This window comes from Paraburkholderia sp. GAS82 (assembly GCF_050436285.1).
Classification (GTDB): Bacteria; Pseudomonadota; Gammaproteobacteria; order Burkholderiales; family Burkholderiaceae; genus Paraburkholderia; species Paraburkholderia phenazinium_B.
This window is the reverse complement of record NZ_JBNDLX010000001.1, coordinates 1,214,960-1,240,216: the sequence shown is the minus strand read 5'-3', so window position 1 is coordinate 1,240,216 and position 25,257 is coordinate 1,214,960. Positions and strand designations below refer to the sequence as shown.

The following is a 25,257-nucleotide window of genomic DNA, read 5'->3' as shown; positions in this document are numbered from 1 at the left end:
AGAGCCTGGATTCAGCTCTTGTTGCTCAGGCAGGTCGACATGAAGGCCTTGCGATCGTCGCCTTTCTTGCCGGCGGCTTGTGTGTTGCACGCCTTCATCTTGTCTTGCTGGGACATCGGCGCGGCGGCCGGTTTCGCCGACAGGCACGATTTCATAAAGGCCTTGCGGTCGTCGCCTTTCTTGTCGCCGGCCTGCTGGTTGCAGGCGGTCATCTTCGACTGCTGACTGTTTTGAGCGAAAGCGGGCGACGCCAACACGGCGCCGAGGACGAGGGCTGCGAGCGCGGACTGGATCTTCATGGGACACTCCATCGGTAGTGAAACTGTTATTGGTAGTCGTACGACCGGGCGTCACAGGCATCCGTTTGCCCATCGCCGTCGTTATTATGGCAAAACTGTCAGGTAAAACGGATGGCAATGTTGGCTGGTTGACAGGCGGCGGGGCAGGTTTTCCCTGGGCGCCCATCCGCCGGCGATCGCCGGTCAATGACACTCAAGACACGCCTGGCATGAGCAAAATGCGCAGATAGTTCGGAATGCAGAATGAATGACGATCGATAACAATACCTTTCAATTTGCTTGTCACGTTTCCCGGTGAACAGAAGCGCGCCCGCATTGGTATAAGCTCGATTCGATCAGTTTCAATTGAAATCCGGAAGAAAATTCCGCCGTTATTCTAAAGCCGCAATATTGACGTGATTGGCTAAACCGGAAATATTTATCCGCTAATTCAGGAGGGATATCCATGCATTACCTGTTGATCTACGACCTCTGCGACGACTATCTCGAACGCCGGGCAAGCTGGCGCGACGAGCATCTGAAACTGGCGCGGGCCGCGGTCGCGCGCGGCGAACTACAGCTTGGCGGAGCGCTCGTCGAGCCGGCTGACAACGCCATCCTGCTGTTCGAAGGCGATTCGCCGGCTGCTGCCGAAGCCTTTGCAAACGCTGATCCGTACGTGCGGGAGGGGCTCGTTACGCGCTGGCGCGTGCGTGGATGGATGACGGTGGTGGGTGAGCACGCAGCGAATCCGGTCACCTGATCTACGCTGCGCGGCGGTCCCAAATGTGCTCCCGCGCAGAGGCACAGGAGCGGATCGCCAGCCGGCTCGTTGCGCCCTCAACGTGTTGCGGTACCGATACACACGTCTATCCGGCCATAAAAAAGCAGTAAAACTTTTCCGTATTCATTTGGCTGAAATAAAGCAGTTCTTTCATCGTGGATGTGCTGCGCGATAGACGGTTGTGCTGCTGCCACTGACGGCATTTCTGCCCCGGCTATTGGAAAATCAACGCGGCAAAAACCACAAGTTTGTTTCCATCCGTAACACTTGTGTTTGGGATATTCACGGAAACCCTGGTGATGGTATGCTTCCTGCACAATTTCTCCTATGCACGAGTGAGACCACGTTTTGTGCTTCGCGGTGGGGAACAATCGCACTAACGCAGTGCGAAATTCGCGAATCGGCCGGGACGTAAATACATATTTGTGCAACCGAGGACACTACACGGATCGTGAACGCTGAATTCGTGAGATGTCCAACGCCGCGGCCTGGCCAGGCTGCGTGGAGAACCGCATGTTTTTCGATGAGCTAAGCAATGACGAATGGGCGCAGCTCGCAGCGCTCGTTTCCGATGAGCCGGCGGTCCGTCTCAACCGACGCGGCCGGCCGCGCGCCGAACCACGCATCGTGGCAAATGCAGTCCTCTGGATTCTGACAACCGGTGAGCCCTGGTCGAAACTGCCAGGCCGCTATCCGTCGGGTCCGACCTGCCGTCGCCGTTTTGAGGAATGGCAGGTAAACGGCACGCTCGCCGAAATGGTCCGGCTGCTGTCGCAGACCGGGCGCACTTTCGTGTATGTCCCGCAAGCATCGCCGCCGGCTGCTGCAGCGAACCCCGTGCCGCAACTGGAAACCGTGAGTGTGCGCGACGACAGTCTGCGCGGCGTGTCGTGGAAAAGCCCCGAGTCGTGGCAGACGCCTGCCAATGCGACGCGCGGCTGGCCCTCGCTCGATCCGCTCGCCGACATGACGCGCCAGCTGTCCGGCACGGTGCCGCCGGATGTCGGCGTGCGCACCGAGCCGGCCGTAAGCCGGGCAGCGGAACTGGGCGCCGTACCGCGCCGCTGCGACCATCCGCTGGACGCTCCGCAACGTCCGTTGCCGATGAGCCTTGCGGCGCGCGGCATGCAGGTCGTCGACCGGCGCGGCTACGTGATCTACGTCGCGGCTGAACGCGTGCCGAGCGCCATGTATCGCGCGTGGGCGGAGATCGAACTGGACGGCCGCCGCGTCGAGCGCTCCGGTCTGGTCGGCCCGCGCTTTGCCGACCCCGATAGCGCGCAGGAGTATGCGCTGGAGTGGGCGCGTCAATGGATCGACCGGCAGTACCGCACGGTGGGCGCTGCGGCGAATGTCGCAACCGTCGCGAACGTGGCAGGTGCGGGAAGTGTCGCACCTGCGGCAGGTTATTCGCGTCCCTTGCCGGCCACCCGTACGATGCCCAATGTGCCCACCGTCAGTTCGGCAGCCGTGCATGCGGACGCGCCGCCAGCTGGGCAAGCACGTGGACAGGCAGGACAGATGAGTGGCGCTAAAAACGGCCAGGCGGCGGACAGCCAGTTGAATGACGGCCACGTTGGTCAGGCCAGCATCCACGCGCAGGGCCATCATCTGAGCGGTTCTCTTGGTGGGCCGATAAATGGGCCAATTAATGGTCCGATCAGCGGCCCGCTTGGTGGTCCACTGAACGGCCCTATCAATGGCCAGCTGCACGGTCCCTTGCATGGCCCGATCAGCGCACTGCGCGCACCGCTGCGCCGCTACCCCAGCGAAACGCCGGCCGACAGCAGCACGTCCGAGCGATTCCCGATGTCCTCAGAGCTCATCTCCCACGCAGGGTGAGCCAAAGAGCAGCCCGCGGCCGGTAGGAGCAACCGCCGCAGGATCCGCATCAATAGCTGGTGATTCGCCATCAAGGTTACTGGCGTCCGTAAGTGTCGTCGAAGCGCACGATGTCGTCTTCGCCGAGATAGGAGCCGGACTGCACCTCGATCATTTCCAACGGCATCTTGCCGGGATTCTCGAGGCGGTGAGTCGTCCCAAGCGGAATATAAGCTGATTCGTTTTCGGAGACGATAAAACGCTCTTCACCGCGGGTGACGAGAGCTGTGCCGCGCACGACGATCCAGTGTTCTGCGCGGTGATGATGCATTTGCAGCGACAGACGTGCGCCCGGATTCACGACAATGCGCTTCACCTGGAAGCGCTCGCCGCTGTCCACGGAATCGTAGTGCCCCCACGGACGATGCACCTTGCGGTGATTCGCGGCCACCGCGCCACCCTCGGCGCGAATCCGGCCGACAATCTTCTTCACGTCCTGCACGCGCGATTTATCGGCCACCAGTACGGCGTCGGCGGTCTCGACAACCACGAGGTTCTGCGTGCCGACGCAGGCAATCAGGCGTCCTTCGGAGTGTGCGAAGGTCGACGTCGAGCCTTCGAACATCACCTCGCCGCGTCCCACGTTGCCGGTTTCGTCCTTCGGCAGGATCTGCCAGATCGCATCCCATGAACCCACATCCGACCAGCCGGCCTGCAACGGCAAAACCACGCCGGTCGCAACCGACGGATCGCCGCCAAGCTGTTCCATCACCGCATAGTCGATCGAATTCGACGGCGACGCGCTGAACGCTTCGCGCTGCAGCCGGAAGAAGTCGCCGTCCGCCTTGCCGCCCGCAAAGGCCGCGTCACAGGCTTCGTAAATGCCCGGTTGAAAATGTTTGATCGCCGCAAGCCAGGTTGAGGCGCGCATGATGAAGATGCCGCTATTCCACCAGTACTCCCTGGATTCGACGTAGCGCTGCGCGAGTTCGAGATGCGGCTTTTCGACGAAGCGGTCGAGACGGTGCGCATCGAGTGCGCCGTCACGCTCGAGCGGTGCGCCCAGACGGATATAGCCGTAGCCGGTTTCCGCATGTGTCGGCACGATGCCCATCGTCACGATATGGCCTTCGTAGGCGTGCTGCACGCCGGCGGCGACTGCCGCGTGAAACGCTTCGACATCGGTGACCGCGTGGTCGGCGGGCATGACCACCATGATGCCGTCGTCGTCCTGCGAGGCGATCGACAGGGCGGCTACCGTCAGCGCCGGCGCGGTGTCGCGGCCGGCCGGCTCGAGAATCAGCCGGCTTGCCTTGCCGCTCACGCGCAGCTGCTCGGCGGTGGTGAAGCGGTGTTCTTCATTGGCGACCACGATCAGCTGATCGGCGAGCGGATGCCCGGCATCGAGCGCGTCGAGGCGCCTGGTGGTCGATTGCAGCAGCGAGTCGTCGCCCAGCAAGCCGATCAGCTGCTTCGGATACTGCTCACGCGACATGGGCCACAGGCGGGTGCCAGAGCCGCCCGCCAGGATGACGGGATGAACCTTCAGCTTGACCTTCAGGGATGGGGCGGCGCCTTGCCGGCTGTCGCCGACGGATGCCGTGACCGTTGCTGTCATGGTGATGTGCTCCTCGGGGCTGGGTGAGTACGTCGATTTGTATCACGGCGTAAATAGCCAATAAAAGCTTGATAAATCGAAGTTCCAAAAAACTAATCAAAAGAACCCGCAAAAAATCTCGAAATAATTGATGGTTTATTGCGGCGCAGCAAAAAATCAAAAAAATATTCGCAAAGAAACGTCCTGGATTTTTTTCGGTGGTCAGGCTGCCTAAAAAAGGGGCAGCACAGACAGGTGTCATGACGTGCAAACTTTGCCGAAAACTGTCCGATAAACGCTAGAAATGCCCCCGCCGAGGCGCCAAACAGCCTCCGAATCAGAAAAAATTACCTAAATAATGCAGAAAAAATATTGCATTTCTGACCGATACAATTTGAGATTTTTTACGATCTTGCAGTGCGATTTTTAATGCCCCCTTATCTAGTCCTGTACGGGTATTCACTCATTCTGACTTAGGCCTCTTTTGAATTGGCTTGTAAAGCGCGGTGTGCATGCCCGCTTATCTGACGGACGGAACTTGACTGACCAACTGAGGTGCCGCGCATGCTGAGCGTCCTATCGAGAATCATCGACATCGCCATGGTCGCGCTCGGCGCCGTGCTCGCGGCAGCGCTGCACAACGGCAAATGGCTGTGGCTGGACGACATGCAGAGCGTTTCGCTGGCGTTCGACTGCCTGCTCGTCGTGGTGTTCTTTCCCGCGCTGGGCATTTACCAGTCGTGGCGCGGCAAGCCGCTGATGGACCTGTTGTTTCGCGTCTGCGGCGGCTGGGTGATGGTGGAAATCACCGGCGTGCTGATCAGCTTCAGCCTGCACCGCTCGGACCTGCTGTCGCGCCTGTGGCTCGCGTATTGGGCCGTCGCCACGATCGTGCTGCTGATCGTCACCAAGGCGCTCGTCTACACGATCCTGAAGGGGCTGCGTCGCGAGGGCTTCAATCACAAGGCCGTGGCGATCGTCGGCGGCGCGCCCTACGGCAAGTTTCTGATCGAGCAGATGCGCATTCGCCCGGAGGCGGGCTTTAGCCCCGTGGTGGTCTACGACGAGGACGCCACGATCGATCCGTATCAGGATCCGGACACGGTGCAGGCGATCGAAGGCGTGCCGGTGGAGCGCGAGTTCGCCACGATGATCCAGCTGGTGCGCGGCCGCGCCATCAAGGAACTGTGGCTCGCCTTGCCGATCTCGAAGGAGAAGACGATTCACCGCTTCGTGATGGAACTGCGCAACGACTTCGTGAACATCCGCTTCATTCCGGACGTGCGCAGCCTGACGCTGTTCAGCCAGCCGATGGTCGATCTGCTCGGCGTGCCGGCGATCAACCTCGCGGCCTCGCCGATCACCGATCTGCGGGTGCTGCCCAAGCGCGTGTTCGACCGGCTGTTCGCGTTCGGCGCGCTCACCGCGCTGGCGCCGCTAATGCTGGTTATCGCGGTGATGGTGAAGCTGTCGTCGCCGGGTCCGGTGTTCTTTCGCCAGAAGCGCAAGGGCATCGACGGCAACCAGTTCGAGATCTACAAGTTCCGCTCGATGAAAGTGCACGCCGAGACGGCCGGCAAGATCACCCAGGCGACCCGGCGCGATCCGCGCATCACCGCGGTGGGGGCGTTCCTGCGCCGCACGAGCCTCGACGAACTGCCGCAGTTCATCAACGTGCTGCGCGGCGAGATGTCGGTGGTGGGACCGCGCCCGCATGCGCTCGAACACGACGACATCTACAAGGATCTGGTGAAGGGCTACATGCACCGCTATCGCATCAAGCCAGGCATTACCGGATGGGCGCAGATCAACGGCTACCGGGGCGAAACCGACCGCATCGAAAAGATGATGGGCCGCGTGAAGCTCGACCTGTACTACATGCAGAACTGGACCTTCTGGCTCGACATCAAGATCGTCGTGCTGACGCTGTGGAAGGGGTTTGTGGGCAGCAACGCGTACTGAGAGACGTACCTGGCGCGGACCGGACACATGCGGGCGCAGGCAGAAGCCTGAGCCCGGTTTCAGAACCATTCATATCTCCGAGGTGTAATTCATGAACGTGACGATCATTGGTAGCGGCTATGTGGGCCTCGTGACGGGCGCGTGTCTTGCCGACATCGGCAACGACGTGTTCTGTCTCGACCTCGACCAGCGCAAGATCGACGTGCTGAACAATGGCGGCGTACCGATCCACGAGCCGGGCCTGCAGGAGATCATCGCGCGCAACCGCAAGGCCGGGCGCCTGACGTTCTCGACCGACATCGCCGCAGCGGTGGCGCACGGCGACATCCAGTTCATCGCGGTGGGCACGCCCTCCGACGAAGACGGCTCGGCCGACCTGCAATACGTGCTGGCGGCAGCGCGCAATATCGGCCGCCACATGACCGGCTTCAAGGTGATCGTCGACAAGTCGACCGTGCCGGTCGGCACCGCCGTGCGGGTACGCAATGTGATCGCCGAAGAACTGGCGGCACGCGGCGCGCACCACATGTTCTCGGTGGTATCGAACCCGGAGTTCCTGAAAGAGGGCGCCGCCGTCGAAGACTTCACGCGCCCCGACCGCATCGTGCTCGGCTGCGACGAAGACGTGCCGGGCGAAAAGGCCCGCGAGCTGATGAAGCGCCTCTATGCGCCGTTCAACCGCAACCGCGAACGCACGCTGTACATGGACGTGCGCTCGGCCGAGTTCACCAAGTACGCCGCCAACGCCATGCTGGCCACGCGCATCTCGTTCATGAACGAACTGGCGAACCTGGCCGACCGTGTAGGCGCGGATATCGAAGCCGTGCGCCGCGGCATCGGTTCAGACCCGCGTATTGGCTACGACTTCCTGTATGCCGGCTGCGGCTATGGCGGCTCGTGCTTCCCGAAGGACGTGCAGGCGCTCATCAAGACCTCGATCGAGCATGACCAGGGCCTGCGCATTCTGGAAGCCGTGGAAGCGGTCAACGAAACGCAGAAGAAGATTCTCGCGCACAAGATCGTGGCGCGCCTGGGCGACGATCTGTCGGGCCGCACGTTTGGCGTATGGGGTCTCGCGTTCAAACCCAATACCGACGACATGCGCGAAGCACCGAGCCGTCCGCTGATCGCCGAACTGCTCAAACGCGGTGCTCGCGTCAAGGCCTACGACCCCGTCGCGGTAGACGAAGCGAAGCGCGTGTTCGCGCTCGATCTGCAGCACGTCCCGCAACAACACGCGCGGCTTACCTTCGAAAGCGAAGAAATGGACGTGGCGCGCGGCGCCGATGCGCTCGTGATCCTGACGGAATGGAAGGTCTTCAAGAGCCCCGATTTCGGCAGCCTCAAACAGCACCTGAAAACACCGCTGATTTTCGACGGCCGCAACCTGTACGAGCCGGAGGCGATGCAGGAACTCGGCGTCGAGTATCACGCGATTGGCCGCCAGCACGCGCAGGGCGCCGGGCACACGCCGGCTGCACACGGCCTGAATCATCCGCATCACGACAATCGCGCAGCCCGGTCCGCCGGTGCCGCCGCCACGCAGTGACCTCCAGCGAAGGAGTCCGCCTATGTTAGCCAACGTATTGATTGTCTGTCATGCCAACGTCTGCCGCTCGCCTGCGGCCGAATGGCTTTTCAGGGCGCGGCAACGCAGCGCCGTGGAGGCCGAAGGGCAGGCACGGCGGGCAATCCGCTTTCATTCGGCGGGCATCCGCGCGATCGACGGCTGGGGCATGGACCCGATGATGCGGCGCCTGCTCGCCGAGCGCGGCGTGACGCCGGGCATGCATCAGTCGCGGCGCATCGACCGTCAGATCGTGCGCGACGCGGACCTGATCCTCGTCACCGAACACCGTCAGGTCAAGGACGTCGAGAAACTCGAGCCGGATGCGCGCGGCAAGGTCTTTCCGCTCGGCACGGAAGCCGACGTCGTCGATCCCTATGGCAGGGCGGAAAACGAATATCGCGCGAGCCTCGTGCTCATCGAACAGTTGGTCATGGGATGGCTAAATAAAATATGCTGAATCGAAATTTTACTGTTGCTCTTTTGCTGACGGTTTTTCTGTCGGCCTGCGCTACCGCACCTGGCAATTACCTCGACACTTCGAGTCTCAAAGAGGATTCGTCGAACAAGCCGGCCCAGACGTATCAGGTCCATCTGATCGACGGCGATCTGGTCGATGCCCAGACCCAGGCGCAGCAGGCAGCGGCGCAGCAGCGCCCGTTGCCGCCCAGCCGGTACACCGACCCGTCTCAATACGTCTACCACGTGGCGCCGCAGGATATTCTGGGCATCACGGTGTGGGATCACCCTGAATTGACGACGCCGAGCGGCAGCACGCTGTCGACCGGCGACAACACCACGCAGACGCTCGCAGGCGCCGTGCAGCAGCCGTATACGACGGCGTTGCCGGGCCAGGCCGACCCGTACGGCCAGACCGTTGCGCCGGACGGCACGATCTACTTCCCGTTCGTCGGACGCGTGCAGGCGGCCGGCAAGACGGTGGGCGACATCCGCAACGAACTGGCGGTGCGTCTGGTGCCGTACATCCGCAATCCGCAGGTGGATGTGCGGGTGCTGTCGTTCCGCAGCCAGAAGGTCCAGGTGACCGGCGAAGTGAAGACGCCCGGGCCGCTCGCGATCAGCGACGTTCCGCTCACGCTGCTCGACGCGATTACGCGTTCGGGCGGCAGCACTTCGATTGCGGATATCCAGCGCGTGCGTCTGACCCGCAACAACAAGCTCTACGTGCTCGACGCCGATAGCGTGCTCGACCGCGGCGACGTGCGGCAGAACGTGATGCTGCAGGCCGGCGACATCGTGAATGTGCCGGACCGCGTGGACAGCCGTGTATTCGTGATGGGCGAGGTCAAGGCGCCGCAGGCCGTGTCGATGTTACGAGGCCGCCTGACGATTGCCGATGCGCTCACCCAGGCCACCGGGATTCTCGACACCGACGCGAACCCGCGCCAGATCTACGTGATGCGCGGCATGAAGGACCATCCGACCACGCCGGAAGTCTATCGCCTCGATATGACCCAACCCAACGCCATCATGCTGTCGTCCAAGTTCCAGCTGCAGCCGCTGGATGTGGTCTACGTCGGCACGGCGGCTTCGACGACTTTCAACCGTGTCATCCAGCAGGTGTTGCCGGCGATCCAGTCGGTGTTCTATATCAAGGAACTGACGAACTAGTCGCCTGAAACTGCCGAAGATCCTGCGTGATGCGAACCCATGCACAGCGCAGGGTCCGAGGCGACCCAACCGGGATGGAATTGTGAGCACTCAACTGAATCCGTATATGGCCCCGCCGGCCAAGACCGAAGAAGAGGACGTCGTCCTCGGTCAACTATTGCAGGTGATTCTCGACGACATCTGGTGGCTGCTTGCCATCGCGATGACGATCGTTGCAATGGCCGGCGTCTACTGCTTCCTTGCCAAGCCGACCTACAAGGCCGACGCGTACGTGCGGGTGGAGGAGTCCGACAACAACTCGCAGGCCCTCACGCAGACGCAGACGGGCGCGATGATTTCGAGCGGCCAGACCTCGCTGCCCACCGACGCCGAGATCGCGATGATCCAGAGCCGTGGCGTGGTCGGCCCGGTGGTTCGCGACGGCAAGCTGGACTTCTCGGTCGCGCCGAGGACCTTTCCGTTTCTCGGCACTCTTGCGGCGCACTTCGCCACGCCTGGGGTGCCGGCCCGTCCGTGGCTGGGTCTTGACAACTACGCGTGGGGCGGCGAACAGGCCGAGGTCGATTCCGTCGAGGTCGACCCGTCGCTCGAAGGCAAGAAGATGGTGATGACCGTGCTGTCCCCTACGTCGTACGAGCTACGCGACCCGAACGGCAAGCTGTTGCTGCGCGGCGAGACGGGCCAGACGGAGCAGGGCGGCGGCGTGACGATTCTCGTCAACAAGCTGGTGGCGCGACCGGGCACTGAATTCACGGTGGTGCGCGCCAATGAGCTTGATGCCATCACCGGGTTCCAGTCGGCGATCAAGGTCGAGGAGCAGGGCAAGCAGACCGGCGTGATCGAGATTTCGCTCGAAGACAAGGACCCGGCGCATGCGGCGTTCATTGCCAATGCACTCGCCGAGTCGTATCTGCGCGAGCACATCGCCGCGAAGCAAACCGATGCGACCAAGATGCTCGAATTCCTCAAGAGCGAGGAGCCGCGTCTGAAGAGCGACCTCGAACGCGCGGAAGCGGCGCTCACCGCGTATCAGCGCGAGTCCGGCTCGATCAATGCGAGCGATGAGGCGAAGGTCTATCTGGAGGGCAGTATCCAGTACGAACAGCAGGTCGCCGCCCAGCGCCTGCAGATCGCCTCGCTCGAGGAACGCTATGGCGACGAGCATCCGCTCATCAAGGCTGCGCGCGAACAGATGGCCGACCTCGAAGCGCAGCGCGACAAATACAGCGATCGCTTCCGCAATCTGCCGGCCACCGAAGTGAAGGCCGTGCAGTTGCAGCGCGACGCCAAGGTGGCTGAAGACATCTACGTGCTGCTGCTCAACCGGATTCAGGAGTTGTCGGTGCAGCGGGCCGGCACGGGCGGCAACGTGCATATCGTCGATCTGGCATTGCGCCCGGGCACGCCGGTCAAGCCCAAGAAGGCGATGATCCTGTCGGCGGCCGTGATTCTCGGCCTGATCGTCGGGACCGGCTTCGTGTTCCTGCGCCGCAATATGTTCAAGGGCATCGACGATCCGGAGCGCGTCGAGCGCATGTTCCATCTGCCGATCTTCGGGCTCGTGCCGCTCTCCGCGGAGCAGGCCGTGCTGGAGCATTCCGTCGTGCGCGGCGGCAACCGGCTCAGCTCGGTACTGGCCGATGCGCGGCCCAAGGACGTGTGCATTGAAAGCCTGCGCAGCCTTCGCACCTCCATGCAGTTCACGATGATGGATGCGCGCAACCGCATCGTCATGCTCACCGGGCCGATGCCTGGAGTCGGCAAGAGCTTTCTGACCGTCAACCTCGCGGTGCTGCTCGCGCATTCGGGCAAGCGTGTGCTGATGATCGACGGCGACATGCGGCGTGGCGCGCTCGAGCGCTACGTGGGCGGTGCGCAGGTCAACGGGCTGTCGGAGCTGCTGAGCGGACAGATCTCGCTGGAAGAAGCGATTCGCGCCACCGACATCGAAGGCCTCAGCTTCATCTCGTGCGGCCATCGTCCGCCCAATCCGTCGGAACTGCTGATGTCGCCGCGCCTGCCGCAATACCTCGAAGGTCTTGCCAAGCGTTACGACGTGATCCTGATCGATACGCCGCCGGTGCTGGCGGTGACCGACGCGTCGATTATCGGCGGATATGCAGGCTCGACGTTCTTCGTGCTTCGCTCAGGGGTGCATAGCGAAGCCGAGATCGCCGATTCCCTCAAGCGGCTGAAGGCAGCCGGCGTGCACGTGCAGGGCGGCATTTTCAACGCGATGCCGCAACGCGCACGCGGCGGCTACGACCGTGGCTACGCAGCGGTCCAGGAATACCTCAGCGCTTAACAACGGAGCATGACGCGATGAAAGTAACGGTACTGGTTCCCACCTTTCGCCGGCCAGCCGATCTGACGCGCTGCCTCGAAGCGCTACAGCGCCAGTCGCGCGCCCCGGACGAAGTGGTCGTCGTGGCCCGTCCCGACGACATCGCGACGCACACCTGCCTGCGCGATCCGGCGGTCAAGGGTAGGCTGCCGCTTTCGGTGGCACTGGTCGAAACGCCGGGACAGGTCGCCGCGCTCAATCGTGGCCTCGACGTGGCAAGCGGCGACGTGGTTGCCATCACCGACGACGATGCCGCGCCGCGGCCCGACTGGGTCGAGCGGATCGCCGCCGCGTTCGGGAGCGATTCACGCCTGGGTGCGCTCGGCGGCCGTGACTGGGTGCACGAAAAGGGCCGCATTCTCGACGGTGAACGGCCGCTGGTCGGCAAGGTTCTGCCGTCGGGCAAGATCATCGGCAATCACCATCTGGGCGTGGGCGGCGCCCGCGAAGTCGATTTGCTCAAGGGCGCCAACATGAGCTACCGGCGCGCAGCGATCAGCCAGATCCGCTTCGACGCGCGTCTGCGCGGCGCCGGCGCGCAGACGCATAACGACATGGCGTTCAGCATGAGCGTGAAGCATGCCGGCTGGAAGCTCGTGTACGACCCGCGCGTAGCGGTCGATCATTACCCCGCCGAGCGTTTCGACGAAGACCGCCGCGACGCGCAGACCATGATGGCCGTGCGCAACGCCGCCTACAACCTGCATCTGATCCTGCGCGACCAGTTGCCGCCGCTGCGGCGCGAGGCCGCCTGGTGGTGGTACACGCTGGTGGGCACCAAGGTCTATCCCGGCTTCGCCCATGTAGTGCTCGCACTGCTCTCGAAGCAGGGCCGCACGCGGCTCTCGCGCTGGCGTGCGGTGCGCACGGGCGCAAACGAAGCGCGCCGCGCGACAGCCTCGTGACGCGTCGCGATGCGTTCGCCCATCGGTTGCCACAGTGGCGGGCCGTTTGCGCCGAGGCCTTTTCACCCCGCGTCACTCTGCAGACCGGAGTCTGAATGAGCACAAAAGTCAACGTGCATCTGTTTTACGGCGCCGATCCGCGCTTCTATCGCAAGGGCGAGAATATCGGCTGCCTGTATGGCTATCACCACGCCGAATCCGACGAGTTCGCGCTGACCTATTCGCAGGATGCGCGCGAAAGCGCGCCGGTGCGGCTGCTGCGCCGCGGCCTCAAGGCCGTGCTCGGCTTCGATCTGATCCACACGTGGCGCAATCGCGCCGAGATCCTGCGCTCGGATGTGATCTGGACGCATACGGAGCACGAGTATCTGTCGGTTGCCCTGGTGCTGCTGCTGAGCGGGCGCCGCAACGCGCCGCCGCTGTTGCTGGCACAAAGCGTGTGGCTGCTCGACAAGTGGCCCGGCTACGGCATGCTGCGGCGCTGGCTGTATCGCAAGCTGATTGCGCGCGCTGACGTGCTGACGACGCTCGCAAGCGAAAACGCCGAGCTGTGCCAGCGCTACCTCGGCCGCGCAGCGACCCATGTGTACTACGGTCTGAATACCGGCGACTTTCCGGTGCAATCGCCGGCCGAATGGCAGGCCCATACGCCGGTGCGGATTGCCGCCATCGGCAATGACCGCGATCGCGACTGGGAAACGCTCATCAAGGCGTTCGGCAACGATCCGCGCTACCACGTCAGGCTCGCCACGCGACGCAAGATTCCGGCAAAGCTGCACGCACCGAATGTGGATATCGCGCCTGCCGCGGGGCTGAAGAAAGCACGCGAGCTGTACGACTGGGCCGATCTGGTGCTGGTGCCGCTGCGGCCGAACTCGCACGCCTCGGGTATTACGGTGATGCTCGAAGCTGCGGCGCTCGGCAAGCCGATGGTGGTCACCGGCGTAGGCGCGCTCGAGGACTACTTCTCACATCAGGCTGCGTCGTACGTGCCGCCGTTCGATTCGCATGCCATGCGCGAGGCGGTTGACCGGCTGGTTGCTTTGCCATCCGAAGCATTGCGCCAGGCCCAGGCGGCTGCAGAGCAACTGCTGTCGCGCGACCTGACGACGCGCCATTTCGCCATGCAACATGTGCGGATCACCGAAGACCTGCTGCGCCGGCGTGTGGCGCCACACGGCCGTCCGGAGGCGCGTGCCGAAGTGCGAACCGAGGTGCGGACATCGGGCCAGTCCCGCGGAGGCCTCTAACCGATGTCAACGATCACGCGTGCCGCCGCAAGCGGCGCCGCCCGTCGCCTCAAGAGCGACCCGATGGAGTGGGGGCCGCCCGCGCTGCTGTGGTTCATTACCGCGCTACTGGTGGCGGCGCACCAGGGCTCGCTGCTGACGCTTGCCTTTCCGGTGCTCGCCACCATGACGGGGCTGTGGCTGTACTTCAGAAGTCCTGCGCGTTATGTCGGCTTCATGTGGTGGCTGTGGTTCCTCAGTCCCGAAGTGCGGCGTCTCGCCGACTGGTCGAAGGGTGGCTTTACGCCCACCAGCCTGATCCAGATTGCGCCGCTCGCAGTGACGATGATCAGCGGCATAGGGCTGATTCGCCACTACCCGCTGCTTGCGCAGCGGCGCGGCTTGCCGGTGCTGCTGATTCTGGCCGGGCTCGCCTACGCGTTCATGGTCGGCGTCGTCTCGAGCGGGCCGCTCGCGGCGATCTATGACCTCGCCAACTGGCTCTATCCGCTGCTGATCGGTTTTCACATCATGGCGAATACGCGCAACTATCCGGCGTTTCGCGACACCATCGTCAACACCTTCATCTGGGGCATGCTGGTGATGGGCGGCTACGGACTGGTGCAGTTCGTCATCATGCCGCCGTGGGACGCGCTCTGGATGCTCGGCTCGCAGATGAACTCGCAAGGCGACCCCGTACCGATGGGTGTGCGCGTCTTCAGCACGATGAACTCGTCGGGTCCGTTTGCGTTCGCCATGATGGGCGCGATGGTCTACGTGATGGCCGCGAATCACCGCGTGCGGTGGATTGCCGCCGTGCTGGGCTTCTTCGCCTTCGCTTTGAGCCTCGTGCGCTCGACGTGGGGCGGCTGGGTGGTCGCCATGCTGGTCCAGCTGGTCAAATCGAACAACCGGGTACGCGTGCGCATCGTCGGCAGTGCGATCGTGCTGGCCGGCCTGTGTGTGCCCTTGCTGGTAGTGGGCCCGGTGGCCGAGCGGATGCAGACGCGCCTGAACAGTATCGTGAATCTCAAGGACGACCAGAGCTATGCGGCGCGTAACCAGTTCTACGCGACCTTTGCGCAGAAGGCGTTCACCGACGTTTCGGGCGAAGGCATGGGCGCGACCGGCACGTCGACGAAGCTCTCGAACGACGGCGGCCAGCTTGGCCAATACGGCAACTTCGATAGCGGCGTGATGAACATCCCGTTCGTGCTGGGCTGGCCAGGCACGCTGCTATACCTCTCCGGCATCCTGTGGCTGATGGTGCGAGCGTTGCTGGCCTCGTTCAAGATGCGCGACGACAAATTCGTGTCTTCTTCGGTGAGTCTCTCGCTCGCGATCTTCGCGATGCTGGTGTTCACCAATTCGCTGGTCGGCACGGGCGGCCTGCTGCTTTTCATCAGTCTTTTTTCGATCCTCTCCGCCGCGCACTGGCAAAAGCAGCAGCGCATGCGAGAGCTCATTCTCCACGGAGGCACCTGATTGAGAGTCGCCATTGTCACGCATGTCGTGCGCCATAACGACGGCCAGGGTCGCGTCAATCATGAGATCGCACGCGCGGCCCTCGACGAGAATATCGCTGTCACACTCGTCGCCTCGCACGTCGCCCCTGACTTGCTCGCGCATCCGAACGTGCGCTGGGTGCCGGTGAAAATCGGCCGCTGGTGGCCGACCAATCTGTTGCGCCAACAGGTATTCGCTTTCAGGAGCGCGCTGTGGCTGCGCACGCACCGTAGCGAATACGATGTGCTGCACGTCAACGGCTTCATCACGTGGGTGCCCGCCGACGTGAACACCGCACACTTCGTGCATAGCGGCTGGTTCGGCAGCAAGTACTACCCGTTCAGGCTGACGAAAGGGGTGTGGTCCGCGTATCAGTTCGTCTATACGCGGGTCAATGCGACGCTCGAGCGCTGGGCATATCGCCGCTCGCGGGTGATTACGGCAGTGTCGCAAAAGGTGGCCGACGAGATCCGCGCGATCGGGTTGACGCCGCGCAACCGCGTCGACGTGATCTATAACGGCGTCGATACTCAGGGCTTTGCTGCCGCCCACGGCGACCGCGCGAAGTTCAATCTTCCGGGCGACGCGTTTCTGCTTCTGTTCGTGGGCGATCTGCGCACGCCGCGCAAGAATCTCGGCACGGTGCTCGAGGCCTTGCGCCATTTACCGCCCGACGTGCATATCGCGGTAGCCGGTTACCTGCCAGGCAGTCCCTACCCGGAACAGGCACGCGCGCTTGGCGTGGCCGACCGGGTGCATTTCCTCGGGCTGGTGAAGGAGATGCCGGTGCTGATGCACTCGGTCGACGCCTTCGTGTTTCCTTCGCGCTACGAAGCGATGAGCCTGTCGCTGCTCGAAGCGATGGCAGCGGGCCTGCCGGTCGTCACCGCGCGCACGGCAGGCGGGGCGGAGATCATCACGCCCGAGTGCGGCATCGTGCTCGACGATCCGGACGATCCGAAGGCCCTGGCCGGCGCCATTGCGCGGCTCGCGAATTCCAGCGACGTACGCCGCGCGATGGGTGTCGCGGCCAACGAGCTTGCGACCGGCTTTGGCTGGGCGCGCATGGCGGCACAGTACATCGCGCTGTACCGGCAACTGGCGGGACAGCGGGAAGACCGCCAGCGAGCCGCTACGGCGAGCGAATCCCAGCCGGTCAACTTCAAGGTGGCGGAATGAACACCGCTACTGCGACTGCTTCAACCGAAATTTCACGCCACACGAGAGAGCCCGTCATGAAAGCCAGTTCCATCAAATCGTTGCAGATCGGCATGCACTGGTTCCCGGAGCGTGCTGGCGGACTCGACCGCATGTACTACTCGCTGGTGGGCGCATTGCCGGGTGCCGGCGTGGCGGTGCGTGGCGTGGTCGCCGGTTCGGCGCGCGTCGCGGCGGACACGGACGGCGCGATCCAGGGTTTCGGCTCCGCGGCCCAATCGTTGCCGCTGCGCCTGATGGCCGCACGCCGCGCCTTGCGCCGTGAGATTACGCGGCAACGCCCCGACGTGATTTCCTCGCACTTTGCGCTCTATACCTTTCCGGGTCTCGATGTGACGCGCGGCATCCCGCAGGTGTCGCATTTCCAGGGGCCGTGGGCGGACGAGAGCCACGTCGAAGGAGCGGACTCGTTCGGTCAGCGCGCCAAGCGTTATCTGGAGCAGTCGGTCTATGCGCGTTCGTCGCGTCTGATCGTGCTGTCCGACGCCTTCGGCAAGATACTGACGTCGCGCTATGGAATTTCCCCGGAGCGGGTACGCGTGGTACCGGGCTGCGTGAATGTGGACCAGTTCAATTTGCCGATCACACCGGGCGAGGCGCGGCTGAAACTGCAGTTGCCGCAAGGCCGCCCTATCGTGCTGGCCGTGCGCCGTCTGGTGCGGCGCATGGGGCTGGAGGATCTGATCGATGCAGTGAAGCTACTGAAGAAACGGGTGCCCGACGTGCTGTTGCTGATCGCGGGGAAGGGGCGATTGCAGGAGGAGTTGCAGACGCGCATCAGCGAGGCCGGGTTGGACGACAACGTCAAATTGCTCGGCTTCGTGCCGGATCAGCATCTGGCGGCGCTGTATCGCGCGGCCACGATCAGTGTGGTGCCGACCGTGGCGCTGGAGGGATTTGGACTGATTACGGTGGAGTCGCTCGCCTCCGGCACACCCGTGCTGGTGACGCCGGTAGGCGGCTTGCCGGAAGCCGTAGCAGGGTTGTCGCCGAATCTGGTGCTGCGGGCGACTGGCGCAGAGGCGATTGCAGAAGGACTGGGAGCCGCGCTCGATGGCAGCTTGAAGCTGCCGGATGCGCAGGCCTGCCGGGATTATGCGCGGGCCAACTTCGACAACTCGGTGATCGCGAAGCGGGTGGCCGCGGTCTATAGCGAGGCGATTGCTTCGGGTGAGACGCATTGACGGTTCGGCCAGGCTGGGTCTCAGGAGAACACCACATGGTCTGGAAGCGAATCCATGCTGTATTCCTTGGTCTGCTGCTCGTCGTGATCGCGCCCGCGTGTTGGGCGCAATACACCACCGACTGGCTGGCGAATACGTATGGGACCGATGCCACCCATGTGGGTAACACCGCGCGCTCGATGTGGGTCGCACCCGAAGGCGTCATCTATACCGCTTCGTTCTGGGATGAGGACGAGGGCGGCGTGGCGATCTACCAGAACGGCGCCAGCCTCGGTTCCATCGGCCTTCACAACGATTTTCAGGGGGGCGCGATTACCGGCAATGCCACCTCGATCTTCGCGGCGTTGCAGGGCGGTACCCCTTACGGCAGCGCTGCGGTGGGGAGATACAACCGCATCACCAAGACACGCGATCTTGTTATTGACGTCAGCGTGTGGAATGCCGTCAGCAAGGCCGATGTCATTACGGGACTCGCAACGGCGGGCTCGCTGCTCTATGCGAGCGACTTTTTTGACAATCGCGTCCGGGTCTACACCACCGATGGCGTCTTGCAGCGTGACATCGCCGTCTCGAGTCCCGGTGCGCTCGCGCTGGATGGCGCGGGAAATATCTGGGTAGCGCAGAAGAGCGCGGGCACGATTGTCGAATTCACTCCGGCTGGCGCGCCGCTTAACACTATCCAGATGCCCGCCGGCTCGCAACCGTCGGCGCTGTATTACGACGCTTCGTCTGGGCAACTCATGGTGGGCGACGAAGGGCCCGACATGAACATCAAGCTCTACAACATCTCGGGCACGCCGACACTGGCAGGCACGTTCGGCATTCAGGGCGGTTATCTCGACGCTACCCAGGGGGTCAAAGGTCAGGTCGGCGACAAGCGTTTCACCCGCATCGTCGGCATCGGCAAAGACTCGGCCGGCAATCTTTATGTGCTCAACAATCCGTGGGGTGGAAGCTGGGACATGGGGCGCAATGGCGGCACCGACATTCACGCCTACAACAGTGCCGGCAACCTGCAGTGGAAGCTTCAGTCGCTTAACTTCGAAGGCGTCGCTGCGCCGGACCCCTCCACGGATGGCGCCAACTTCTATAGCGGCACCAATATCTACACGGGCACGGCCGGCGGCACCTTCGTTGCGAACACCGTGGATCCGTTCGACTATCCGTCCGATCCGCGCCTGAACATGCAGGATACGGAGCGCGACGAACACTTCGGCCAACTCGTCACCGTCGGCGGAAATCGCATTCTCGTGGCGTCCGGCCAGAATCCCGCCGCCTTCTACTTCTTTCATTTCAACGCAGCGAACGGCTACATTGCGATACCGGACGCGGCGCTTCCCGGTCCTGCGTTCAACACGACATTAGCGGTGACCGCCGGATTCTGCATCGACAGCAGGGGAGACGTGTGGGCCGGTCTGGACCGGACGAACCACATTTACCACTACCCGCTGACCGGCTTCGATGGTGAAGGAAAGCCGACATGGGGGCCAGCCGTCACCCTCTCCATTCCGGAGAGCATCCGGCCATTGACACGCATCATCTACCTGGCGGATAGCGACACCATGATCCTCGCACAGGGCATCCCCGGGAGCGCGGACTGGACGGCGATGCAATCGCGGATCGAGGTGTATCACGGCTGGAGCGCCGGCAATACCACCACGCCCGACCCGGTGATCACCCTGACCAGCGTCAATCCGAAGTCGATGACAGCGGCCGGCAACTATCTCTTCGTCGGCTACGTGCACACCGTACCCAACATCGACGCCTTCAATCTGACCACAGGGCACCTCGATACGACACTGATCAACGCGAACCCAACTGCGGTGTACGTCGGCAACGACGTGGATTCAATGTATGGGCTGAGAGCCTATCTCACGTCCTCGGGCGAGTATGTGGTCACGAAAGATAACTACAACGCCTCCAGCATCATTGTTCACCGATGGACGCCCTGACCGGTATGCCGGGGCGAATGCCATTGTGAAACCCGCATTCCCCGGATTGCCTAAGGTTTTTAGATTTATTGAGCCTATTTTTCAGGTTTTTTTTAGCCTATTTTGCTAGATACCCGCCGTGTGTGAACGCATACGCAGAGCGAACCGGCCGCTGTGCCTCCGCTCATAATCAAGGTGAAGCCATGACGCGCCCCTTTAAAGTTTCTATCTGCCTGCCGACATGCAATCGCCCGGAGCTGATCGTCCAATGCATCGACTCGTGCCTCGCGCAGACGCACGCGAACATCGAGATCGTGATTGGCGACGATTCGAAGGACGACCGGACCCAGCGGCTGATGGCAGCGCAATACCAGCATGACCCGCGCATTCGCTACGCGAAAAACGAACCGTCGCTCGGCCAGGCGCGCAATGTCGCCAGCCTGTTTGCGCGCGCGAGCGGCGACAAGATCCTGCTGATCCACGACGACGATTACCTTGCCGAAGACGGCGTCGAGCGGCTGGTTTCACTATGGGACAGACATCCCGATCTGGATGTCGCCTTCGCCGACCAGTACGAAGTGGATCAGGTGGGGCACGTCGATGGTGCGGTCAGCGCAAAGCTCAACGCTGATTTTCACAGAACGAAAAGCACCGAGGGACTGCAGAAAGTGCCCGGCCGCACGGGTCTGATCCAGATGTTCCCGAACAACGGCTGGCTCGCGAACGCAGAGCTCGTGAAGCGGGTCAGTTATAAGGAGCAGTACGGGACGTGCTGCGACTTTGTCTTCGGCGTCGAACTCTGTCTGGCTGCGAAGCAGATCTACTACCTGAACGAATACGTGTCGTACTACCGAAAGACCGACGTTTCGATCTCGGCGAGCACCCGCGGTTCGACCAATGCGGCACCGGTTTCCGCCTATGCGTTCGTCAGCAGTCTGACGCTTGAGCGCCAGGTTGAACCCGCCCGCACTGTCGCGTTGCGCCGGCTCGTACCGATCGTCGTGTCGGTCTATGCGAAGAATGCCGCGCCGCTCAAGGCACTGCGAATCGCGTTCAGTCATCTGTCCGCGTATCACTACGGCCTCAATGCGCGGCTCTACTATCATCTGATGCTGATTTCCAGATCGATGCTCTCATCTCGCGCTGGGCGACAGCCAGATGCGCCCACGACCCGGTCCGCCCGCGAAGAATCGCGCACGGAAACGGTTCTCTAATCGACACGGACTGCCATGAAAATTTCGATTGCGATGGCCGCCTATAAAGGCGAGCGCTTTATCCGTGAGCAGCTGGACAGTATCGCCCGGCAGACGCTGCCCCCGTTCGAGCTGGTCATCACCGACGACAGCCCGGACAGTGGAACGCACGACATCGTGGTCGAGTTTTCGCGCCGCGTGTCGTTCCCGGTCCGCATAGTGCGCAACGAACAGCGTTTGGGATTTCACGAGAATTTCTTCAAGGCGATATCGCTATGTCGTGGCGATTTCATCGCGTTCTGCGATCAGGACGACGTATGGACGGACGACAAGCTGGAGCGGGTAGCCAAAGAGTTCGTGGACCCTGAAGTGATGCTGGTGGTTCACGCCGTGAAGGTGGTCGATGCCGATCTCAATGTCCGTCCGGACAACACCGCGAGCCACTGGTCGCACCGTGGTGTCTACGACCCGCTGACGACGAATCCCTGGTACGTGCTTTTCGGCATGTCGACCGTCGTTCGACGCTCCATCTACGAGTACGTCGACTGGCACGATCGGCCCGAGCATCCGGTCGATCCAGGATTTCCGATGTCGCACGATACATGGGCCTGGTTCGTCGCGACGTCGCTGGGAAAAATGGTGGCGTTGGAGGACCAGCTCGCGCTTTATCGTCAACACGACGCTAATAGCTGCGGCATTTCGCCTGACAGGGACATGGGGGAGAAAGTCGCCATGGCCAAGGCGGCTGGGCAGACACACTATCGCAGGATGGGGACGTCGGCCCTGGCGCGAGCGGACAAACTGCGCCACGTGTTGCAGGAAGCGCCCGCACAGATTCGGCAGCGGGCCGCTATTGCAACGGATTACTACCGGAAACTTGGAGAGCGCCTGCTACGCCGAGCCAATCTCTACAGCGCTGCGACGGCGCGGGTCAGTCGAGCGGGCACCGTCGTCCAGTTGCTCGCGTCCGGAGCCTATCGGCCGGTACCTAAGGGAGGTCTGGGGCACCGGGCCTTTTTGAAGGACGTCCATGCGACCGTCTTTCACGTCAGCATCGAATGAAGGATTAAAGCTGAACAAAAGCTCGCGCGGCGCCTCCTCAAACACCACCGCGCGAGCGAAAAGCAGCAACGCTAAAACGTCTCATGCGCCTCGTTGCGCGTAAGATCGGCAGCCACCATCATCTTGCAGAGCTGCTCGAGTTCGGTCTGCGGTTGCCACCCAAGCTTGTCTTTGGCCTTGTCCGCACACCCGATGAGAAGATCCACTTCGGCAGGCCGATAAAATCTGGGATTCACGCGAATGAGGGTCTTGCCGGTGGCGACATCAATGCCGACTTCCCTCTGTTCCTTCCCAGACCATTCGATCTGATACCCGGCCGCCGCGAATGCCATTCTCACGAAGTCCCGTACAGTCTCGGTCCGATTGGTCGCAAGCACAAAAGTATCGGGCTCATCGGCCTGCAGCATCCGCCACATCCCCTCGACGTATTCGAGCGCAAATCCCCAATCCCGCTTGGCATCGAGATTGCCGAGCTCGAGCGAATCCTGCTTGCCAAGCTTGATCTTGGCCACCGTGTCGGTGATCTTCCGGGTGACGAACTCGCGCCCACGCAACGGCGACTCGTGATTGAACAGAATCCCGCTACTGGCAAAAATCCCATACGACTCGCGATAATTGATCGTCATCCAGTGAGCAAACAGCTTGGCGACGCCATAAGGACTACGCGGGTAAAACGGCGTGTCTTCGCGCTGCGGCACCGCCTGCACCTTGCCGAACATTTCGGAGGTCGAGGCCTGGTAGTAGCGCGTCTTCGGACTCAGAATGCGAAGCCCCTCAAGCAGATTCAGCGCTCCGATCCCCGTCACCTCGGCCGTAGTAACCGGCTGATCAAACGACACCCCAACAAAGCTCTGCGCAGCAAGGTTATAAAGCTCATCGGCCTGCGCCTCTTCAAGCAGCCGCAGCGTCGACCCAAGGTCGGTCAGGTCATGCTCGACGAGCCGCAGGTTAGGATGCCCGGAAACGCCCAGCTCGTTCATCCGCCAGAAATTGACGGAACTGGTGCGCCGATACGTGCCGGTGACCTGATAGCCCTTGTCGAGCAGCAGTTTCGTCAGATACGCGCCGTCCTGACCGGACACGCCGGTGATAATCGCTTTGCGTTGGTTGCTCATGGGTCGCCCTGGAAGCAGTTAAAAAAATCGGAAGATCAGGTGATGGCGCTATCTGCTACGACGAGCCGGCCAGTAACCGCTGCACCAGCGGATCGACTACGCGAAAGTCCTGTTCGGCTTTCAGCCGGTACAACTCAGGCTTCGGATGCGCACCGTCGGACATCATGGTTTGCCAGCCCGGCAACGCCTCGATGTACGCGTACTGATCGACGAGCGGCACGTGCTGCTCGGCCGCGACCCGGCGGGTCATCGCCACCATCGCACCAAGGCGGGCATTGAGCCGGCCATCGGGCATCGGATTCGATGTCTGCAACACAGGCTGTTTGCCAAGCGCGAGCGCGGTTTTCACCAGCGCGGTTTCGGCTTCGTAGAACTGTTCGGGCGTCTGGTTATGCATCACCTCGTTGATGCCGTAGTTGATCGTGACGATCTGCGCGTTGGACGCCGCAAGCCGTTGTGCCCACGGCGGCACGCCGCGGCCCATGCCGTCGCGCAACTGGTAGGCCATCGTGCCGCCCACGCCGAGATTGACGACACTCACGCGTTCGCCGAAGCTGGTATGCAAGGCATCCTGCAGATAAGCCACCGCGTTCTGTGGGCGAGGGAAGCAATGACCCTCGCTGCAGGAGATGCCGAGCGTGGTCGAATCGCCGTAGGCTTCGACCACGACCTGTGCAGACGTCCCGGCACGAGGCGGCTCGTTCGCGCGCTGCATCGGCGCTCCGTCCGCACTGGCCTGAACGCATGCCGCAGCCATCATCAGCAGGGCGCCCGCGGCGCCACGAAGTTGGCCGAGGAGCTTCATGCGCGCGACTGCGGCGCTCGCGACGCGCTGCCCAACGTAGCCCCGGCGTGCTGCGCACGAGAGGCAGGACCATGAATCAGACGCCGCTCGAAAGCGAACCACGTCACGCTGGCATAGGCGAGCGTGATAGCCAGCGCAAGCGCGGCGGTGACATAACGGCTCATATGCAACGGCCACAGCGTGTACAGGATGCTCAGGTGGATCAGATAGATCGTGTAGCTGATCGTGCCGATGTAGACCAGCACCGGATTGCACAGGAGGCGTTTGACGATGCCCTGGCTTTGCAAGGCGATGACAACGACCGATGTGCACAGGACCAGCGAAACGCTGTAGAGCGCCGCATTCGAAAGCGGCGTGTTTTCGGCGCGAAAGCGCGGATAGTGAATATGTAGCCACGCCAGCACGGCCAGCGCAGCGAAGAACCCGAGCATGGCGAGCGGCCGGAACGGTTGTAATGCGTTGGGGTTGCGCCGCACGGCCACCGCCAGCAGCGCGCCGGCCGCCAGCAGATCCATGCGGAACGGTGTGAGGTAATAGATCGGCCAGAACGAATCGAACCACGGCGTCGCCACGGCACGCAGCACCGGCACGGCAACGATCAACGCAGCGGCGACCCACGCAAGGGCACGTTCGGGCAGCAACAGGATCACGAAGGGCCAGACAATGTAGAACTGCTCTTCGACGGCGAGCGACCACAGCACGTTCAGGCTGTCATGACCGCTCTGGCCGAGCGCATCGCCGATGTTGGTGGCGAAGAATGCGTACCACTCCCAGTGCTTCGCCCAGCCGAAGCCGAACAGCAATGAGGACACCACCATCAGCAGCAGATACGGCGGCAGAATGCGGCGCGCGCGGCGAGCATAGAAATAGCCGAAATACGACTGCCCGCGCGCCTTACGATCCAGCAGGATGCCGGTGATCAGAAAGCCGCTCAGGACAAAAAACAGATCGACGCCCATCCACAGCGGCGCCTTTAGCGCGTGCTGCGCGAACACCGCCAGCACGGCGATCGCGCGCAGGCCGTCGAGCTGCAGGATACGGCGCGAGTGAGAAGGAGAAGGCGGGGCAGCCAGGGTGCTAACTGTCATGAACCGTCCATGGTGGGCATCGGGTGGGCGTCAGGC

At 62.5% G+C, this 25,257-nt stretch carries 21 protein-coding genes; 15 read left to right on the top strand and 6 right to left on the bottom strand.

Going from position 1 to position 25,257, the window contains the following annotated elements:
• Positions 1-11: 11 nt before the first annotated feature.
• The gene (locus P3T17_RS05395) at positions 12-299 is read right to left on the bottom strand and encodes a PsiF family protein (RefSeq protein ID WP_074264649.1); all 288 of its coding nucleotides are present in this window, start codon (positions 297-299) and stop codon (positions 12-14) included.
• A 445-nt stretch (positions 300-744) separates the two neighbouring features.
• On the opposite strand from P3T17_RS05395, the gene P3T17_RS05390 reads away from it, so the two are divergent.
• Positions 745-1,041 (top strand): YciI-like protein, encoded by a 297-nt coding sequence (locus P3T17_RS05390; RefSeq protein WP_429288378.1) that lies wholly within the window; start codon positions 745-747, stop codon positions 1,039-1,041.
• 77 nt (positions 1,042-1,118) lie between these two features.
• Here P3T17_RS05390 and P3T17_RS05385 read toward each other — a convergent pair whose 3' ends face one another.
• Entirely contained in the window at positions 1,119-1,379 is a 261-nt protein-coding gene (locus P3T17_RS05385) for a hypothetical protein (RefSeq protein WP_429405157.1), read from the bottom strand.
• A gap of 196 nt (positions 1,380-1,575) precedes the next feature.
• Here P3T17_RS05385 and P3T17_RS05380 point away from each other — a divergent pair, with 196 nt between their 5' ends.
• Positions 1,576-2,904: a transposase gene (locus P3T17_RS05380; protein WP_429405156.1), complete on the top strand. Its 1,329-nt coding sequence runs from the start codon at positions 1,576-1,578 to the stop codon at positions 2,902-2,904.
• A 76-nt stretch (positions 2,905-2,980) separates the two neighbouring features.
• On the opposite strand, the gene P3T17_RS05375 is transcribed toward P3T17_RS05380, so the two are convergent.
• Positions 2,981-4,501: a mannose-1-phosphate guanylyltransferase/mannose-6-phosphate isomerase gene (locus tag P3T17_RS05375; protein ID WP_429405154.1), complete on the bottom strand. Its 1,521-nt coding sequence runs from the start codon at positions 4,499-4,501 to the stop codon at positions 2,981-2,983.
• Between the two features lie 543 nt (positions 4,502-5,044).
• Between P3T17_RS05375 and P3T17_RS05370 the strand changes: the two genes are divergently transcribed.
• The 13 genes from P3T17_RS05370 to P3T17_RS05310 all read left to right on the top strand — a co-directional run bounded on the left by P3T17_RS05370 (position 5,045) and on the right by P3T17_RS05310 (position 22,213).
• Positions 5,045-6,442, top strand: a complete 1,398-nt coding sequence (locus tag P3T17_RS05370; RefSeq protein ID WP_074264645.1) for an undecaprenyl-phosphate glucose phosphotransferase — start codon at positions 5,045-5,047, stop codon at positions 6,440-6,442.
• Between the two features lie 91 nt (positions 6,443-6,533).
• Positions 6,534-7,991, top strand: a complete 1,458-nt coding sequence (locus P3T17_RS05365; RefSeq protein ID WP_074264644.1) for a UDP-glucose dehydrogenase family protein — start codon at positions 6,534-6,536, stop codon at positions 7,989-7,991.
• Positions 7,992-8,013: 22 nt separating this feature from the next.
• Positions 8,014-8,469, top strand: a complete 456-nt coding sequence (locus tag P3T17_RS05360) for a low molecular weight phosphotyrosine protein phosphatase (protein ID WP_429405152.1) — start codon at positions 8,014-8,016, stop codon at positions 8,467-8,469.
• The gene (locus P3T17_RS05355) at positions 8,463-9,641 is read left to right on the top strand and encodes a polysaccharide biosynthesis/export family protein (RefSeq protein WP_074264642.1); all 1,179 of its coding nucleotides are present in this window, start codon (positions 8,463-8,465) and stop codon (positions 9,639-9,641) included. Before P3T17_RS05360 ends, P3T17_RS05355 begins: the two co-directional genes overlap by 7 nt.
• A gap of 106 nt (positions 9,642-9,747) precedes the next feature.
• Entirely contained in the window at positions 9,748-11,946 is a 2,199-nt protein-coding gene (locus tag P3T17_RS05350) for a polysaccharide biosynthesis tyrosine autokinase (protein WP_429405529.1), read from the top strand.
• Between the two features lie 17 nt (positions 11,947-11,963).
• Positions 11,964-12,890: a glycosyltransferase family 2 protein gene (locus P3T17_RS05345; protein WP_429288373.1), complete on the top strand. Its 927-nt coding sequence runs from the start codon at positions 11,964-11,966 to the stop codon at positions 12,888-12,890.
• A 95-nt stretch (positions 12,891-12,985) separates the two neighbouring features.
• Positions 12,986-14,140, top strand: coding sequence for a glycosyltransferase (locus tag P3T17_RS05340; protein ID WP_429405150.1), 1,155 nt, complete (start codon positions 12,986-12,988; stop codon positions 14,138-14,140).
• 3 nt (positions 14,141-14,143) lie between these two features.
• On the top strand, positions 14,144-15,604 hold the full coding sequence (locus P3T17_RS05335; protein WP_429405148.1) for a glucose-6-phosphate isomerase: 1,461 nt from the start codon (positions 14,144-14,146) through the stop codon (positions 15,602-15,604).
• Complete coding sequence (locus P3T17_RS05330) at positions 15,605-16,804, top strand: glycosyltransferase family 4 protein (protein WP_429405146.1); 1,200 nt, start codon at positions 15,605-15,607, stop codon at positions 16,802-16,804.
• A 56-nt stretch (positions 16,805-16,860) separates the two neighbouring features.
• Positions 16,861-18,027 carry a glycosyltransferase family 4 protein gene (locus P3T17_RS05325; RefSeq protein ID WP_074264637.1) on the top strand — a complete coding sequence of 389 codons (1,167 nt, stop codon included), beginning with the start codon at positions 16,861-16,863 and terminating at the stop codon, positions 18,025-18,027.
• A gap of 35 nt (positions 18,028-18,062) precedes the next feature.
• Entirely contained in the window at positions 18,063-19,979 is a 1,917-nt protein-coding gene (locus P3T17_RS05320; RefSeq protein WP_429405143.1) for an SMP-30/gluconolactonase/LRE family protein, read from the top strand.
• A 182-nt stretch (positions 19,980-20,161) separates the two neighbouring features.
• A complete protein-coding gene (locus P3T17_RS05315; RefSeq protein ID WP_429405141.1) occupies positions 20,162-21,172 on the top strand; it encodes a glycosyltransferase family 2 protein in 1,011 nt (336 codons plus the stop codon).
• A gap of 15 nt (positions 21,173-21,187) precedes the next feature.
• Entirely contained in the window at positions 21,188-22,213 is a 1,026-nt protein-coding gene (locus tag P3T17_RS05310; protein WP_074264634.1) for a glycosyltransferase, read from the top strand.
• Positions 22,214-22,284: 71 nt separating this feature from the next.
• Here the strand turns inward: P3T17_RS05310 and gmd are convergent, their stop codons facing one another.
• The 3 genes from gmd to P3T17_RS05295 form a co-directional block, all read right to left on the bottom strand.
• Positions 22,285-23,328 carry a GDP-mannose 4,6-dehydratase gene (gene gmd, locus P3T17_RS05305; protein WP_429405140.1) on the bottom strand — a complete coding sequence of 348 codons (1,044 nt, stop codon included), beginning with the start codon at positions 23,326-23,328 and terminating at the stop codon, positions 22,285-22,287.
• A 55-nt stretch (positions 23,329-23,383) separates the two neighbouring features.
• Positions 23,384-24,043, bottom strand: coding sequence for an SGNH/GDSL hydrolase family protein (locus P3T17_RS05300; protein ID WP_429405527.1), 660 nt, complete (start codon positions 24,041-24,043; stop codon positions 23,384-23,386).
• Between the two features lie 86 nt (positions 24,044-24,129).
• Complete coding sequence (locus P3T17_RS05295) at positions 24,130-25,221, bottom strand: acyltransferase family protein (protein ID WP_429405138.1); 1,092 nt, start codon at positions 25,219-25,221, stop codon at positions 24,130-24,132.
• Between the last annotated feature and the right edge of the window lie 36 nt (positions 25,222-25,257).